Here is a 15,182-nt window from a genome sequence, read left to right on the forward strand (position 1 = left end):
CGGGCGCAGTGGGTCGTTCGCGCGTCGGCGCGATTTGAAGATCGATCGGGATTTGCCGAACGGGTCGGCAGCGAATTACGCTTTCAGGAACGCCAGCAGATCGGCGTTGATGATCGCCGCGTGCGTCGTCGGCATGCCGTGCGGGAAATCCTTGTAGACCTTGAGCGTGGCCTTCTGGAGCAGCTTGGCGGATAGCGGCCCGGCATCGGCAAACGGCACGATCTGGTCGTCCTCGCTGTGCATGACCAGCACCGGCACGGTGATCTGCTTGAGGTCCTCGGTGAAGTCTGTCTCTGAGAACGCCTTGATGCAGTCGTACTGCGCCTTGGTGCCGCCAATCATGCCCTGCCGCCACCAATTGTCGATGACGCCGGGAATGGCTTTCACGCCGGGGCGGTTGAAGCCGTAGAACGGGCCTTCCGGGACGTCGCGGTAGAACTGCGCGCGGTTCGACATCGCGGCGCGGTAACCGTCGAAGACATCGATCGCGCTGCCGCCGGGGTTGCTCGCCGACTTCAGCATGACCGGCGGGATGGCGCTGATGATCGCCGCCTTGGCGACCCGGCCGGCACCGTGGCGCGCGACGTAGCGAATGACTTCGCCGCCGCCGGTCGAATGGCCGACGTGGATGGTGTTGCGCAGGTCGAGATGCTCGACGAGGGCGGCACAGTCGGCCGCGTAGGTGTCCATCTCGTTGCCGAGCCAGGTCTGCGTCGAGCGTCCGTGGCCGCGGCGGTCGTAGGCGATGACGCGGTAGCCCTCGCCCATGAAGAACAGCATCTGCGCATCCCAATCGTCGGCGCTCAGCGGCCAGCCGTGATGGAAGACGATCGGTTGGCCAGTGCCCCAATCTTTGTAGAAGATCGAAGTGCCGTCCTTGGTTGTGATCGTGCTCATTACCGGTCCTTTCGTCGGGGCTGAGGGAACCCGGGCGATGGCCCGGGTCGAGAAATCGGGGAATGCGAGCGATGCCGCCGCCGCAATGGTCAGGCCGGCCAGAACTGCGCGCCGCGGGGTACCGTAGGCATAGTCGATCGGACTATTCGTGTCGGTCGATGCAGCCATTGGACTGGTCCCTTTCGACGCCCTTGGTGGGTCTCGTAGGGTTAGACGCAGGCCTGTTCAGAACCCCCACCGACAAAGCGGGCGGTGACGCGAATTATTTGGCAGCGATGATTTCAAGATGATCGGTGCCGACCGCGACGACACGCACCGGATAGATTTCGGCCACCGTTCGGGCGAAGCGCGCGGCGTCGTCGGTGCGGAAGCTGCCGCTGACCCGGTAGCCGGCGACCTTGGGATCGCGAACGCGCAGCGGCGTCGCGGCATAGCGGTTGAGTTCGGCGGCGGCGGCCGACAGCGGCGTGTCGTGAAAGGTGACGACGCCGCGCTGCCAGTCACCGACGGCACCGACATCGGCGGCACTGACCACTGGTGCCCTATCGCCGCGCGCCACGAGCTGCTGGCCGGGCAGCAGGAAGATCGGCGGGCCACCGGTGCGCACCGCGACGCTACCCTCGACGAGGACGACACGCATCAGGCCCGGATCGGCGCGGACCTCGAAGCGGGTGCCGAGCGCGGTCACCGAGCGATCCGCAACGGCGACGATGAACGGCCGTGAGGCGTCGTGAGCGACGGCAAACACCGCCTGCCCGTGCAACAGCTCGACGCGGCGTTCACCGCCGGCGCGGAACTCGACGCGAAGCGCGGTATCGGTGTTGAGCGTGACGTTGCTGGCATCCGCCAGAGCAAAGCTGCGCCGCTCGCCGTGCCCGGTCGCGAGCATAACCGGCACAACGTCAACGCCGGCAAGCTGGGTCGCCGCCGGGCCGTCGGGCCCGCGCGTCAGGAAGGTCGCGCCGCCGACCAGTGCGACGGCTAGCGAGGCGGCGATCGCGTACTGCCACGGTGCGCGGCTACGGGCCACCGCTGGCGCCGCGGGTTCGGCTCGCAGCGATCGGAGCTCCGGCGCATCCGGCGTTATCTGCTCCCACAACTGGCAGGCGCTCGCCCATGCCTTACCGTTGGCGGGATCGCTTTCGAGCCACGGGATGAAAATGTGATCGTCGCCGTCGTCGCTGTCGTCAGCCATATCCTGCCGAACCAGCAGGAGCGCAGCCGCCTCCTCGGGGGGCAGGCTCTGCAGGTGCTCGAGTGTGAGGGCTTCGCGAATCACGCGACGCACCCGGGCGAGGTCAGCAGATGTTGCGCGGCGCGCGCCATCTGCTTTTCGACTGCGCTCACCGAAATCTCGAAATGCACTGCGATATCCTTGTAATTCTGTCCTTCCAGGCGGCGCAGGACGAAGATCGTCCGCGTCCGCTCGGGCAGGTTCATGAGTGCCGCTGCCACGGCCCGTAACGCCTGACGGTTCTCGGCGACCCGTCCTGCATCGAAATCGGTGCCGCTGTGCCGCTCGGTGTCGAACGGCACCTGGTCGTCGGCGTGGCGCACAGTGCGGCGCCGATGACGGTCGGCAAGCACGCTGGCAGCAGTCTGAAAGACGTAGCCGCCAAGGTTCTCGACCTCGCCGCCCTGGCGGGCGGCCACCCGCACGAACACCTCCTGAACGAGATCCTCGACGTCATTCACGTCACGCAGTTTGCGGCGGAAGAAGCGGACCAGCGCCGGGCGAAAGGCGACCACGTCCTGCGCACTAATCGGCATCGCTGCTGCCATGTTCGTTTCCCCGCCTACCGATCGATGGTGAGCGAAAGCTCGGATCGGGTCGAGTGGGTTGGGCGATCGGCGAGGCGCGAGTGCAAGCGTGACTTAGGAGTCCTGATGGTCGCACCTATGATGACGCACGCCCGCCGCAAATCCTCACCTCGCATGTCGGTCAGCTGCCGAACGGCACGGCGATAGTCAGCTCGATCCGTCGACGGCGCGGGTCGCCGTAATAGCTATAGCCGGTTGTGTTCGGATCGGTGACGGTCGGCGGCCGGTGATCGAGCAGGTTGACGATGCCGAGGCGCAGCTGCGTCCCGCGCGGCACATATCCGCGCCATCCATCCGCAAATTCGTAGGCACCCGAGAAATCGACGTAGAACTGCGCGGGGATGAAATTGCTTCCCTGGTACGCCAGCAGCTGCGCGTTCCGAACCGGTGACGCCGCAGTCGCGACCTGGTAATGCGCGTAATACTGGCCGTTCAAGCCAAGCCTCAACGATCCCGACGACCAGTCGAAGCCACCGTTGCCGCGCCATTCGAGCGGTCCGTCGCTGTAGCCGACGCGCTCGAGGTGTGGCTGGCCCGGGCCGCTTTGCTGCCAGTAGCGAGGTTCCCAGGTTGCATTGGCGTAGACGCGGAATGTCCCGTGCTTCGTCATCAGCGGATAGTCGATGTTGAGATCGAGCGCATCGATCCGGCTCCGCGCGATGTTGCCGGTGGTCAAGTCGACGCGGGTAACACGGCCACCGGTAAAACCGAGCGCCTGGTCGGCGGCGGTCAGCGGCGCGCGCTCGATCCGACCCGGATACAGGCTCTCGTCAGCGAGCAGGCCCAGCACCGAGACACCTGGCAGCCGACCGATCTCGCCGCGCTTGTCGATCCGCGTGAAGTCGGCGGAGGCGCGCAAACCGTCGTCGCCGAATGGCGTGACGACGATTCCGGCCGACAGGCTGCGGGCGTGTTCGGGCCGGAGCGTCTCAGCACCGCCGAAGACATATTGGTAATCGCTGCCGCCGCCGATCGGCTGTCCGCCGCGTTTGGGATCGGGTTCGCCGCCCGATCGGCGCAGCGTCGTCGAACCGATCTGGGCGACCGAGGGTGGCAGGATGCCCGTCGAGACGCTGGCGCGCAGCATGAGGTCGTCGATCGGTCGGAACTTGCCACCGACAGTATAGGCCAGCGCGGTGTTGCGGTTCTCGATCGGCGGCGCGTCGAGGCTGACCAGCGTGATCGTGGCGGGCAATGTCGTCTTGACGGTGTCGCGGCGCAGCGCGAGCTGGACTTCGAGGTTGCGGAGCAGGCCGCCCGCACCGCTGATCGGTAGGCGCAGCTCTCCCAAAAGCGAACCGGTTCGCTGAATAATTCGGGGCAGGTTGATACTCAGCCGGGACGTGCCGGTGTCCGCCAATGTGTAGGTCGACGCGGCGGTATGCTCGCGGCGCTGCTCTGCCGACAACGATAGCGTTGCGGGGCCACCGGGCAGGTCGAGCAGCGGACCCGCCAGCCGCAGCGTACCGTCGTTCAGTCGGCTGACCTGCCGACTGAACGAACGCTCGGTTCGGCCATAGCTGTTCAGCGCCGCCACGAAGGCGCCCCAATCGCCGAGCGGATCGAGCGTCGCGCGACCGGCGACCGGCGTGCCGTAGCTATAAGCGAGATAGCGATAGTCGCCCGAGCTGTTGCGAGCCGTGCGGCTCGTCTGGCGGGCGAACCCGCCGGTATATTCGAGGTTGGCCCGCCATTGCCTGGGCAGTGCCGCGATCAGGCCGCCGGTATAGCGGAGCACGTGGATGTCGGTGGCTTGCGTCGCCGCCACCGAACTCTGCGGAAACGACAGGTGGATGTCCTGCTGAAACGGGTTTGTCGGGCTGTCGGCGGCGATGAAGTCGGTCACGCCCTGGGGCCGGCCATCGAAGCGGCCATTGTCGCGCGTGTCGATGACGTCGACGATCGCCTCGATACCCGAACCGCCGAAACGGTGCCGGGCGTTGAACAATATGCCTTGCCGACGTGGTCGACTGACAATTTGGTCGCGTTTGCCGCCGAGTCCATCCGACAAGCGAAGGTCGATACGCCCGGCATTGGCGAGAAGCAGCGCGTTGCGCTGGTCGGTATTGCCGCCGAGGCCGAGCGGCAGCGAGGTGATGCTGCTGCCCAGCGCAGCGCCGCCGAAGCGCTGGTCGAGCACCAAATTGTCGGCGCCGAACACGTTGATGCCGGCGCCGCCGGGGAGGCTGGCGAGGAGCGTCGACGGGTCGTTGGCATATTGGCGTTTGGCAGCGCGCTCGATATAGTCGCGGTCGCCGTAGCGGAGCGTGCCGCCGTCGCTCTTGCTGAAGGCGAACATGATATCGGTTTGCCCGTGGTCGGGGGTGAACCCGAGACGGGTTTGCAGACGCACCTCGGGTGCGTCGCCACGCGTGGTCAGGCCGGTCGTGAGGGTGGCGTCGGCACCGCGGTAGTTGCGCCTGAGGATCAGGTTGACGACTCCCGAGGTCGCGCCGGGCCCGTAGATACCGCCGGCGGTCGCGGTCAGCGTCTCGATACGATCGATGGCGTCGATCGGAATGCCGTTGATGTCGGGTTGGTTGAACGCATAGGGTATACCCGGCAGGCTCGGCATCCGGCGTCCGTCGACCAGCACCAGCATTTGTGCCGTCCCGAGACCCCGCAGGTTGATCTCCGAACGGGTCGTTCCGAACCCGGTAGAGAAATCCTGCGCCGGGCTGGCGATCTGCGCATTCGCGGGTAGCCGGGACCGCGTGAATTCCTGGATGCTGCCACTATGCGAGTCCTCGATCTCGCGGCGGGTCGACACCTGATAGGGCTGGATGTCGTCTTCGCTGCGCCGGATATCGCCGTTCTGCGCCCGATGCCCGACGACAAGAATCTCGGGGATCGTATCTACCGGATCAGGTAGTTGGGGAACGGGCGTGTCGGCAATGGCATTGATCACGAATGCGCCGTCGCCAGTCCGATGGAAGCCAAGGTTCGAGCCAGCCAGTAATGTCGTCAGCGCCGTCTCGACACTCATCCTGCCGTTCAGCGCGCGACTTGAACGAGCCCCGATCAACGCTTCGGAAAATAGGATGTCGATAGCCGACTGCTTGGCGAGATCGGTCAGCGCCGCCGACAGCTTGGCTTCAGCCACACTGATGCTGCAAGTCCCCGCATTGGCCTGTCCCCGCCCGGAAATAGGCTAAGCGAAATTCAAGCCGATGGGCAGTGGGATTTCGCCAGCGGCTGCGTCTAACTCGACGAGCAATAATGGAGAATTGTGCTTGGCGCGCAGGGAAAGGACGGGGCGACGGAAGTCGAGTTGCTGTATCAGATGGTGGTCACAGTGGAGCTGCCCCAGCCGCCCGCTATCAATCGCAAACGCAACTCGGCCGGCGTTATACAGGTGGCACCGCGCCACGCGGCTCCCATTGAATGGCGGCCTATGGGCGCTAGCAGCCGCCGTCGAGCCACCCCGCCTTCAACTCCTGACTCCCCCGCTGTCTTTTCGGGGTGACGCCGTCCCCCCAACCCGCCACAAGCCGCCGCATGGCCGGTGGACTTGTAGCTCTCCTCGACGACGTGGCGATGATCGCGAAGCTGGCGGCGGCGTCGCTCGATGACGTCGCGGGGGCGGCGGGGAAGGCGAGCCTGAAGGCGGCGGGCGTCGTCATCGACGATACCGCGGTGACGCCGCGCTACGTCACCGGGCTGACCCCCGACCGCGAACTGCCGATCATCGGCAAGATCGCGTGGGGCTCGCTGAAGAACAAGTTGCTGTTCCTGCTGCCGGCGGCGCTGCTGATCGATGCGTTCGCGCCGTTCCTGCTGACCCCGCTGCTGATGATCGGCGGCACCTACCTCTGCTACGAGGGCACCGAGAAGATCGTCGAACTGGTGTTCGCGCATGGTCACGCCCTCGACGAGGAGGAGGGTAGCGCCGACCCCGCGACGCTCGAGGCGCAGAAGGTGTCGGGCGCGATCCGCACCGACTTCATCCTGTCCGCCGAGATCATGGCGATCGCGCTGGGCGAGGTCGCCGAGGAGCCGTTCGCGACCCAAGCGGCGGCGCTGGCCGCGGTCGCGGTCGCGATCACCGTCGGAGTTTACGGGGTCGTCGGGCTGATCGTGAAGATGGACGATATCGGGCTCCACCTTGCCAAGCGCGGCTCGGCGGCGGTGAAGGCGCTCGGGCGCGGCTTGGTCAAGGCGATGCCGGTGCTGCTGACCGCGCTGGCGGGCATCGGCGTCGCGGCGATGATCTGGGTCGGCGGCGGCATCCTGGTGCACGGCCTCGCCAAGTACGGGGTCACGTGGCCGGAGCATGTCATCCACGCCGGCGCGGTCGCGAGCGGTGACGCGGTGCCGGCCGTGCGCGGCGTGATGGAGTGGCTGGTCACGGCGGCAGGATCGGGCGTCGTTGGTCTGGCGGCGGGAGCGGCCGTGGTCGCGGCGATGCTGGTCTACCACCGCATCCGGCCTGCCCCCGCCCACTGAGGTCGACGCGCACGATCGGCGGGAGTACGCCTGAGGCTACCGGTGGAGGCGGAGCGATCCCGTGGACGAAGCGATGACGACAACCCCGACAGTCCTCGCCAGCTTCCGACCGGGGCTCGTCTGGGGCTTCGATTTCGTCGACGGCATGGCGCGCATGATCGAGGCCGAGGGACCACCGCTCGATGCCGCGGGACCGGCCGGGGGCATGCGCTGGCTCCACGTCAATCTCGCCGACCAGTGGACCCGGCGCTGGATCGAGGCGGCGGCGATCCCGCCGGCCGCGCGCGAGCTGATGCTGTCCACCGACCACCACCAGCGCATGATCGTCGTCGACGACGCCGTCGCCTGCGTGGTTCACGATTTCGAGCGCGATTTCAACGCCGAGACGGTGGCACGGATCGGCGCAATGTCGTTCGTACTGACGCCGACGCTGATGGTCACGGCTCGGCAGCATCCTTTGTGTGCCGGCGACATCGTCTACCAGCGCATCCAGTCGGGCACCCGCCTGACCAGCCCTGCCGCGGCGCTCGAACTGATGATCAACGCCATCGTCGAGATTGGCAGCCGGCAGAAGGATGCTCTGCTTGCAACTGTCCAGGCCAGCGAGGATGCGCTGATGGAACACAACCGCGCGCCGGACAATCGGGTATTGTTCGGGGTGCGCCGCCGTGCCGTGCTGCTGCGGCGGCAACTCGGCGGCCTGCGCGGCGTGCTCGGCCGGCTCGAGCGCGACGAGGACCTGCCCGAGGCTCTGCTGCCGAGCGTCGAGCGGCTGGCGCAGCGGGCCGCGGCGCTCGACGGCGATGTCGTGCTGCTCGACAGCAACCTCCGCCAGCTGCGGGAGGAGGTCGACGTGCAGACCGCGGCGCGGACCAACCAGAACCTGTACATCCTGTCGATCCTGACCGCGCTGCTGCTGCCCGCGACGCTGGTCACCGGGTTCTTCGGGATGAACACCGGCGGGCTGCCGCTGGCGACCGGCGGGCACGGCACCTGGCTCGCGCTGATCCTCTCGGTCGGCTCGTCGCTGGCGGTCTATGTCTGGCTGGCGCGGCGCGGATTCTTCGGTAGTTGAGCGGGGTACGGTCGTGATCGCGCGTTGCCCCGGCCCGCGCCATCTACTAGATATGGTGCCGTTCCGACGCCAGCCACACGAGTCCGCCATGTCGATCATCGCCATCGCCAGTGATCACGCCGGCTTCGCGCTCAAGACGGTGCTGGCCGACCAGCTCCGGGCTGCCGGCGAGACCGTCCTCGACCTCGGTACGAACAGCGAGGCGTCGGTCGACTACTCCGACTACGGGTTCGCCGTCGCCAACGCGGTTGTGTCGGGGCGGGCAGGGCGGGGCATCGCGATCTGCGGGTCGGGCATCGGCATCTCGATCGCCGCCAACCGCGTGCCGGGCATCCGCGCCGCGCTGTGCACCAGCGGCCTGATGGCGCGTTTTTCGCGGACCCACAACGACGCCAACATCCTCGTCCTCGGCAGCCGCATCATCGGCGTCGAGGTCGCGAAGGATTGCGTCGAAGAGTTCCTTAACACCGCATTCGAGGGCGGCCGCCACGCGGCGCGCACCGCCAAGCTCGATCAATCCTTCCGGGAGGCAGCAGAATGAGCAGCGCACCAGCAGTCGCGATGCGCCCCGAGGGCTTCTTCGAGGACGGCGTCGCGACGGTCGATCCCGCAGTGTCCGCCGCGATCGACAGCGAGCTCGACCGCCAGCAGAACCAGATCGAGCTGATCGCGTCGGAGAACATCGTCAGCCGCGCCGTGCTCGAGGCCCAGGGCTCGGTGTTCACCAACAAGTACGCGGAAGGCTATCCGGGCAAGCGCTATTACCAGGGCTGCGCGCCGTCCGATGCGGTCGAGACGCTGGCCATCGAGCGCGCCAAGCAGCTGTTCCACTGCAGCTACGCCAACGTCCAGCCGCACTCCGGCGCGCAGGCGAACGGCGCGGTAATGCTGGCGCTGGTCAAGCCCGGCGAGACCATCCTCGGCATGAGCCTCGACGCGGGCGGCCACCTCACCCACGGCGCTGCACCGGCAATGTCGGGCAAGTGGTTCAACGCGGTCCAGTACGGCGTCCGCCGCGAGGACCATTTGATTGACTATGACGAGGTCGAGCGCCTCGCCCGCGAGCACCAGCCGGTGCTGATCATCGCCGGCGGCTCGGCCTATCCGCGGGTCATCGACTTTGCCCGCTTCCGGCAGATCGCCGATGCCGTCGGGGCTAAGCTGATGGTCGACATGGCGCACTTCGCCGGTCTGGTCGCCGCTGGGCTGCACCCGAGCCCGTTGCCGCATGCCGACGTCGTCACCACGACCACCCACAAGACGCTCCGTGGCCCCCGCGGCGGCATGATCCTGTCGAACGACGAGGCGCTGGGCAAGAAGTTCAACTCGGCGGTCTTCCCCGGCATGCAGGGCGGCCCGCTGATGCACGTCATCGCGGCCAAGGCGGTCGCGTTCGGCGAGGCGCTGCGGCCCGAGTTCCGTGACTATAGCGCCGCCGTCATTGCGAACGCCAAGGTGCTCGCGGCGAAGCTCGTCGAGCGTGGCTGCGCGGTCGTTGCGGGCGGTACCGACACCCACCTCGCGCTGATCGACCTTAGCCCCAAGGGCATCACCGGCAAGGACGCCGACGAGGCGCTCGAGCGCGCCGGCATCACCTGCAACAAGAACGGCGTGCCCTTCGACCCGCTGCCACCGACCAAGACCAGCGGCATCCGCGTCGGCTCGCCCGCCGGCACGACCCGCGGCTTCGGCCTCGCCGAGTTCGCGGCCATCGGCGACATGATCGCGGACGTTCTGGACGGACTGAGCGCCAACGGCGAAGCGGGCAATCATGAGGTCGAGGCGACTGTCAACGTCCGGGTCCGGGCGCTGTGCGCGCGCTTCCCGATCTACCCGGCGTGAGTATGCCCCCCCGTCATCCCCGCGCAGGCGGGGACCCATCCCCCCGAAATGCCGGGCTGATGGGTCTCCGCCTGCGCGGGGATGACGGCCAGATTCTCAGCGTGTTGCGCTAGATGCGCTGCCCATTCTGCCTGCACGACGACAGCCAGGTTAAAGACTCGCGCCCGACCGAGGATAGCGCCGCGATCCGGCGCCGGCGGCAGTGCCCGGCGTGCGGCGCGCGCTTCACGACCTTCGAGCGGATCCAGCTACGCGAACTGACCGTGGTCAAGAAGTCGGGCAAGCGCGAAACCTTCGACCGCGACAAGCTCGCGCGTTCCATCGAGATCGCCTGCCGCAAGCGCCCGATCGACGAGGGCAAGATCGAGCGGCTGGTGTCGGGCGTCGTCCGCCGCCTCGAATCCGTCGGCGAGAGCGAGATCAACGTCGGCACCATCGGCGAAATGGTGATGGAGGGCCTGCAGGCGCTCGATCCGGTCGCCTACATCCGTTTCGCCAGCGTTTACCGCGACTTCCGCGAAGCCCGCGACTTCGAGACCTTCGTCGGCACCCTGTCGAGCTCGGTGGTACCGCTGCCGACCCGCCGGCTGGCACGCGAGGCGGAGTGACCCAGTCACCACCGGCGGTCATCCTCGCCCGCCCGCAGCTCGGCCAGAACATCGGGGCGTGCGCACGCGCGATGCTTAACTTCGGGCTGACCGACCTGCGGCTGGTGGCACCGCGCGACGGCTGGCCCAACCCCGATGCCGGCCCGGCGGCGAGTGGCGCGGACAGCGTGCTGGCGGGGGCCCGGGTGTTCGATACCGTCCAGGCGGCGATCGCCGATCTTGGTTATGTCTATGCGACGACGGTGCGCGGGCGCGAGCTGACCCGCCCGGTGGTGACGCCCGCCGGAGCCGCTACCGAAATGCGGGCACGTCCGGCGAAATCGGGCCTGTTGTTTGGGGCCGAGCGTTCTGGATTGCTGACCGAGGAACTGGTCATCGCCCATGCGATCCTGACGATTCCGGTCAACCCGGCGTTCGGCTCGCTTAATATCGCGCAGGCGGTATTGCTGACGGCTTATGAATGGTTTCGGGTCGGTGACTCGACGCCGGCATCGGCTCTGGCGAACTACGCGGTGCCAGCACCGCACGCTGAACTCGAGGGTCTGATCGAGGCGACCAGCGAGGCGCTGGCGGTCGCCGGCTACTTCGCGCCGCCGGAAACGGTTGCCGCTAAGCGCCTGACATTGCGGAACCTGCTCACGCGTCCTGCCTATTCCGGCAAGGAGGTGCGGACGTTGCGCGGCATGATTACGGCGCTTGGCAAGGGCCGAGGTCCCCGCCGGCAACCTTAGCTACCGGCGGGGCTCGTCGTTCAGGTCAGGTCGGTAATCGCCCTCAGGCGACGCGGACTTCGTCCATCGGGACTTCGGGATCGCGCAGCGCGTAGCCGCGGCCCCACACCGTCTCGATGCACCCGGACGCGCCGGTACCCGCCGCCGACAGCTTCTTCCGCAGCTTGCAGATGAAGACGTCGATGATCTTCAGCTCGGGCTCGTCGCGGCCGCCATAGAGGTGAGTGAGGAACATTTCCTTGGTCAATGTCATGCCCTTGCGGAGCGACAACATCTCCAGGATCGCATATTCCTTGCCGGTGAGATGAACCCGGCGTCCGCCGACTTCGACGGTCCGGGCAGCCAGATCGACTGACATCGGTCCAGTAACCACGATCGAACGGGCATGGCCCTTCGACCGGCGCACGAGAGCGTGGACCCGCGCCAGCAGTTCGGCGCGCTGGAAAGGCTTGGTAACATAGTCGTCGGCACCGAGGCCGAAGCCAGACACCTTAGCCTCGGTCTCGCCGTTGCCGGTCAGGATTATAACCGGTGTACCGATGCGAGCAACGCGCAGGCGCCTGAGCACTTCATAACCGTGAAGGTCAGGCAGAGTTAGGTCGAGAAGAATGGCGTCGTAGTCATAGACGCGAGCCAGCTCGATGCCGTCCTCGCCCGTCGCAGCCGTCTCATGCTCGAGTCCGGCACCACCGAGCATAAGCTCGATGGACCGTGACATCAGCCGGTCGTCTTCAATAATCAGGATACGCATTACTAACCCCCAAGCCCTGGGTTGGAAACACAACGCCCCCTCCGACGCCGGTGAACATCCGTTCACGACATCAAGTATGTTGGTTTCGCCGGCAGTAGCAAGCGTTAACAAGACCTATACCTTCGATAGTGGTCGAAATGTCTAGTCTGGAACCGCCTCGAAAATTGGCCGGTAGACCTGGACGCGGGTCACCCAAAGGCCGGGGACTCCGGCGCAGGCGAGGGCTCGTTCCCACAACGCGAGCTCTTCGGCGCTGATCGAATATCGATTACATGCCTCGATCCGGTCGATCAATCCACCCGCGATGGCGGCGAGAATTTCAGCCTTTCGCCGGGTAACCCACCGCTTTGTTTCGGTGCCGGGCAGGTCGTTCAAGGTTAAAGGACCGTACGGACCCGGCACGGAATCGGGACGCGGGCCGACTTCGTACATCATCGTACAAACTCCAAAGCAACACACTCGCAATTTGTATGAACGGCGCTGTCTGGTGCACCTTTACGTCCGACATGTTTAACCGTGCAGTCACCAGGGACTTGACTGCAGCGACGGTCGGACTAGCTGCGGAGGCGTGTCCGCAGACCAGCCAGTTTTGCCGCCCCCCGGCACTCGCGTCGTCGTTGCGATGTCCGGCGGCGTCGACAGTTCGGTTGTCGCGGCGCTGTGCGTCGAGGCCGGCTGCGAGACTATTGGCGTGACTTTGCAGCTTTATGACGGAGGAGAAACAATTCGTCCGGGTGCCTGTTGTGCCGGTGCAGACATCCGCGATGCACGCGGTGTGGCGGCGCGACTCGGGATCGCGCACTATGTCCTCGACTATGCCAGCGCCTTTCAAGCCGCTGTAATCGACGAATTTGCCGACAGTTATGCCGCGGGCCGGACCCCGGTGCCGTGCGTGACCTGCAACCGCACGGTCAAGTTTCGCGACTTGCTGAGCGTCGCCCGCGATCTTGGAGCCGATGCGCTCGCGACCGGGCACTATGTCCGCCGTGTCGAAGGCTCCGGCGGTCCGGAACTGTGGCGCGGCGTCGACCCTGCCAAGGACCAGAGCTATTTCCTCTACGCGACGACCCGTAACCAGCTCGACTATCTGCGCTTCCCGCTCGGCGGCTTGAGCAAGGCCGTCGTCCGCGGCCACGCCACACGCCTCGGCCTCGCAGTCGCCGCCAAGCCCGACAGCCAGGATATCTGCTTCGTCCCCGGCGGCGATTATGCGGCGGTGGTCGGCAAGCTGCGGCCCGACGCGGTCGCGCCCGGCGAGATCGTCGACCTGGGTGGCAGCGTCGTCGGCAGCCACGACGGCCTGATCAACTTCACCGTCGGCCAGCGGCGCGGCATCCGGGTCGGCGGGTCGCCGGCACCGCTGTACGCCGTCCGCCTCGAGCCCGAGACGCGCCGGCTGGTGGTCGGGCCGCGCGAGGCGCTGGCGGTGTCCGGCGTGGCGCTCGAGGATATCAACTGGCTCGGCAGTGCGCCGCCCCGCGACGGCGAGCCGCTGAGCGTCAAGGTGCGATCGATGGCGATGCCGGTGTTGGCGACGCTCGCGGGCTGCGGGCTCGTCTTCGCCGCTCCCGAATACGGAGTTTCGCCAGGGCAGGCGGCAGTCTTCTATGCCGGCGACCGCGTGCTCGGTGGCGGCACGATCGTCGCGACGCAAAATGCGATGCTTGCGGCCTGAAGCTCGGGCGGCGTGTCAGCAATCACCGTCAACCGATTGACGCTGTCGGCGAATTGACGGTCCGAAGCGTCGGTAATGTGACACCTCAGGTGCTGCTTCCCTAGGAACGGTCGCTTGGCACGGACCTTGCGAAGCATGTCCCGAAGAGGGGCACCGCGATGGCATTCACCGGGTTCGAGCGAGACTGCGATACGGTAGCGGCGCTGGCCGCCGATGCACCGGTCACCGTGATCGGGCGCGGCGAAGCGGTCCCGGACACGGTCCACGTCCGCGTCGCGCCCGCCGCTCGGTCGAAGGTTCGCCTGGGCGTCGTGCCGGGTTGCCTCGCCGAACTTGACGTCGCTGCTCCCGACCGACCCTTCGCCGCAGCGCTGATCGTGGCGCTCGCGTTGCCCGACGGATTTGCGGCGGCCGCAGCCCCCGCCAGCCTCGCCCTCAACGCGCTCGCCGAGCGCGTCGCGGCCCGTCCGGTCACGATTTTGATTCAGGGCCCGACCGGAACGGGGAAAGAGGTCCTTGCCCGCCGTATACACTTGTGTTCCCCCCGCCGCGATGGTCCCTTCATCGCGGTCAACTGCGCCGCGCTCCCCGAGGCAATGCTCGAAGCCTTGCTCTTCGGACACGAGCGCGGCGCCTTTACCGGCGCTCAGGCGGCCGCGAAGGGCCTGATGCGCGCCGCCCACGGCGGGACGCTGCTGCTCGACGAGATCGCCGAACTGCCGCTCGGCAGCCAGGCCAAGTTGCTCCGCGCCCTGCAGGAGCGCGAGGTGCTGGCGATCGGCGCGACGGTCGCGACACCCGTCGATGTCCGCGTCATCGCCACTGCCAACCGCGACCTTGTCGCCGAAGTCGCTGCCGGTCGCTTCCGGGCCGACCTTTACTACCGGCTTGCGGTCTTCCCGTTCGCCACGACCGCGCTCAAGCAGCGGCCCGAGGATCTTCTCCCGATAGTCGCGACGCTGCTGCTGCGGCTTGCGGGTGGTGCACCGCCATGGCCGACGCCGGGGGCGCTGGCCGCTCTCGCCGCGCACGACTGGCCGGGCAACGTGCGCGAGCTGGCGAACGTCCTCGAGCGCGCCTTGATCTATGCCGAGGGTGGGCAGATCACCGCGCGCGACATCGTCCTCGACAGCGCGCCGCCCGGTTCCGCTCCCGCCGTGCCGCTTGGCCTCCAGGTCCGCGAGCAGGAGCACGAGGCGATCCGCCGGGTCTTGAACGCCTGCGCCGGACGCCGTGGCGACACGGCGCGCCAGCTCGGCATCAGCGAGCGCACCTTGCGCTACAAGCTCGCCGCGATGGCCGGCGGCGGTGAGCGGGCGACACTCCAGTGAGCGCG

General features: G+C 67.1%; 14 protein-coding genes. 8 read left to right on the forward strand and 6 right to left on the reverse strand.

The genetic code is table 11. The annotated features are described in order from the left end of the window. Positions 1-75: 75 nt before the first annotated feature. The 4 genes from KX816_08765 to KX816_08780 all read right to left on the reverse strand — a co-directional run bounded on the left by KX816_08765 (position 76) and on the right by KX816_08780 (position 5,821). On the reverse strand, positions 76-897 hold the full coding sequence (locus tag KX816_08765) for an alpha/beta hydrolase (protein ID QXQ08472.1): 822 nt from the start codon (positions 895-897) through the stop codon (positions 76-78). Between the two features lie 262 nt (positions 898-1,159). Then, positions 1,160-2,176 (reverse strand): FecR domain-containing protein, encoded by a 1,017-nt coding sequence (locus KX816_08770; protein ID QXQ08054.1) that lies wholly within the window; start codon positions 2,174-2,176, stop codon positions 1,160-1,162. Further along, positions 2,173-2,679, reverse strand: a complete 507-nt coding sequence (locus KX816_08775; protein ID QXQ08055.1) for an RNA polymerase sigma factor — start codon at positions 2,677-2,679, stop codon at positions 2,173-2,175. The genes KX816_08770 and KX816_08775 overlap by 4 nt, the downstream gene beginning before the upstream one ends. Before the next feature lie 160 nt (positions 2,680-2,839). After that, positions 2,840-5,821, reverse strand: a complete 2,982-nt coding sequence (locus tag KX816_08780; GenBank protein QXQ08056.1) for a TonB-dependent receptor — start codon at positions 5,819-5,821, stop codon at positions 2,840-2,842. 395 nt (positions 5,822-6,216) lie between these two features. On the opposite strand from KX816_08780, the gene KX816_08785 reads away from it, so the two are divergent. The 6 genes from KX816_08785 to KX816_08810 all read left to right on the forward strand — a co-directional run bounded on the left by KX816_08785 (position 6,217) and on the right by KX816_08810 (position 11,420). Beyond that, positions 6,217-7,164 carry a DUF808 domain-containing protein gene (locus KX816_08785; protein ID QXQ08057.1) on the forward strand — a complete coding sequence of 316 codons (948 nt, stop codon included), beginning with the start codon at positions 6,217-6,219 and terminating at the stop codon, positions 7,162-7,164. A 205-nt stretch (positions 7,165-7,369) separates the two neighbouring features. Continuing rightward, the gene (locus tag KX816_08790) at positions 7,370-8,239 is read left to right on the forward strand and encodes a magnesium transporter CorA (GenBank protein QXQ08473.1); all 870 of its coding nucleotides are present in this window, start codon (positions 7,370-7,372) and stop codon (positions 8,237-8,239) included. Between the two features lie 88 nt (positions 8,240-8,327). Beyond that, positions 8,328-8,780 (forward strand): ribose 5-phosphate isomerase B, encoded by a 453-nt coding sequence (gene rpiB, locus KX816_08795; GenBank protein ID QXQ08058.1) that lies wholly within the window; start codon positions 8,328-8,330, stop codon positions 8,778-8,780. Beyond that, positions 8,777-10,081: a serine hydroxymethyltransferase gene (locus KX816_08800; GenBank protein QXQ08059.1), complete on the forward strand. Its 1,305-nt coding sequence runs from the start codon at positions 8,777-8,779 to the stop codon at positions 10,079-10,081. The genes rpiB and KX816_08800 overlap by 4 nt, the downstream gene beginning before the upstream one ends. Positions 10,082-10,194: 113 nt before the next feature. Continuing rightward, a complete protein-coding gene (gene nrdR, locus KX816_08805) occupies positions 10,195-10,689 on the forward strand; it encodes a transcriptional regulator NrdR (protein ID QXQ08060.1) in 495 nt (164 codons plus the stop codon). Next, the gene (locus tag KX816_08810; protein QXQ08061.1) at positions 10,686-11,420 is read left to right on the forward strand and encodes an RNA methyltransferase; all 735 of its coding nucleotides are present in this window, start codon (positions 10,686-10,688) and stop codon (positions 11,418-11,420) included. Before nrdR ends, KX816_08810 begins: the two co-directional genes overlap by 4 nt. Before the next feature lie 43 nt (positions 11,421-11,463). On the opposite strand, the gene KX816_08815 is transcribed toward KX816_08810, so the two are convergent. Both KX816_08815 and KX816_08820 read right to left on the reverse strand, forming a co-directional pair. After that, positions 11,464-12,171, reverse strand: coding sequence for a response regulator transcription factor (locus KX816_08815; protein QXQ08062.1), 708 nt, complete (start codon positions 12,169-12,171; stop codon positions 11,464-11,466). Between the two features lie 141 nt (positions 12,172-12,312). Beyond that, positions 12,313-12,603, reverse strand: coding sequence for a DUF1153 domain-containing protein (locus KX816_08820; GenBank protein QXQ08474.1), 291 nt, complete (start codon positions 12,601-12,603; stop codon positions 12,313-12,315). A 190-nt stretch (positions 12,604-12,793) separates the two neighbouring features. Between KX816_08820 and mnmA the strand changes: the two genes are divergently transcribed. Together mnmA and KX816_08830 are read left to right on the forward strand one after the other, a co-directional pair. Beyond that, positions 12,794-13,846, forward strand: coding sequence for a tRNA 2-thiouridine(34) synthase MnmA (mnmA, locus tag KX816_08825; GenBank protein ID QXQ08475.1), 1,053 nt, complete (start codon positions 12,794-12,796; stop codon positions 13,844-13,846). A gap of 158 nt (positions 13,847-14,004) precedes the next feature. Next, positions 14,005-15,177, forward strand: coding sequence for a sigma 54-interacting transcriptional regulator (locus tag KX816_08830; GenBank protein QXQ08063.1), 1,173 nt, complete (start codon positions 14,005-14,007; stop codon positions 15,175-15,177). The last annotated feature ends 5 nt before the right edge of the window (positions 15,178-15,182 follow it).

The organism is Sphingosinicellaceae bacterium, assembly GCA_019285715.1.
In the GTDB taxonomy this organism is placed as follows: Bacteria; Pseudomonadota; Alphaproteobacteria; order Sphingomonadales; family Sphingomonadaceae; genus Glacieibacterium.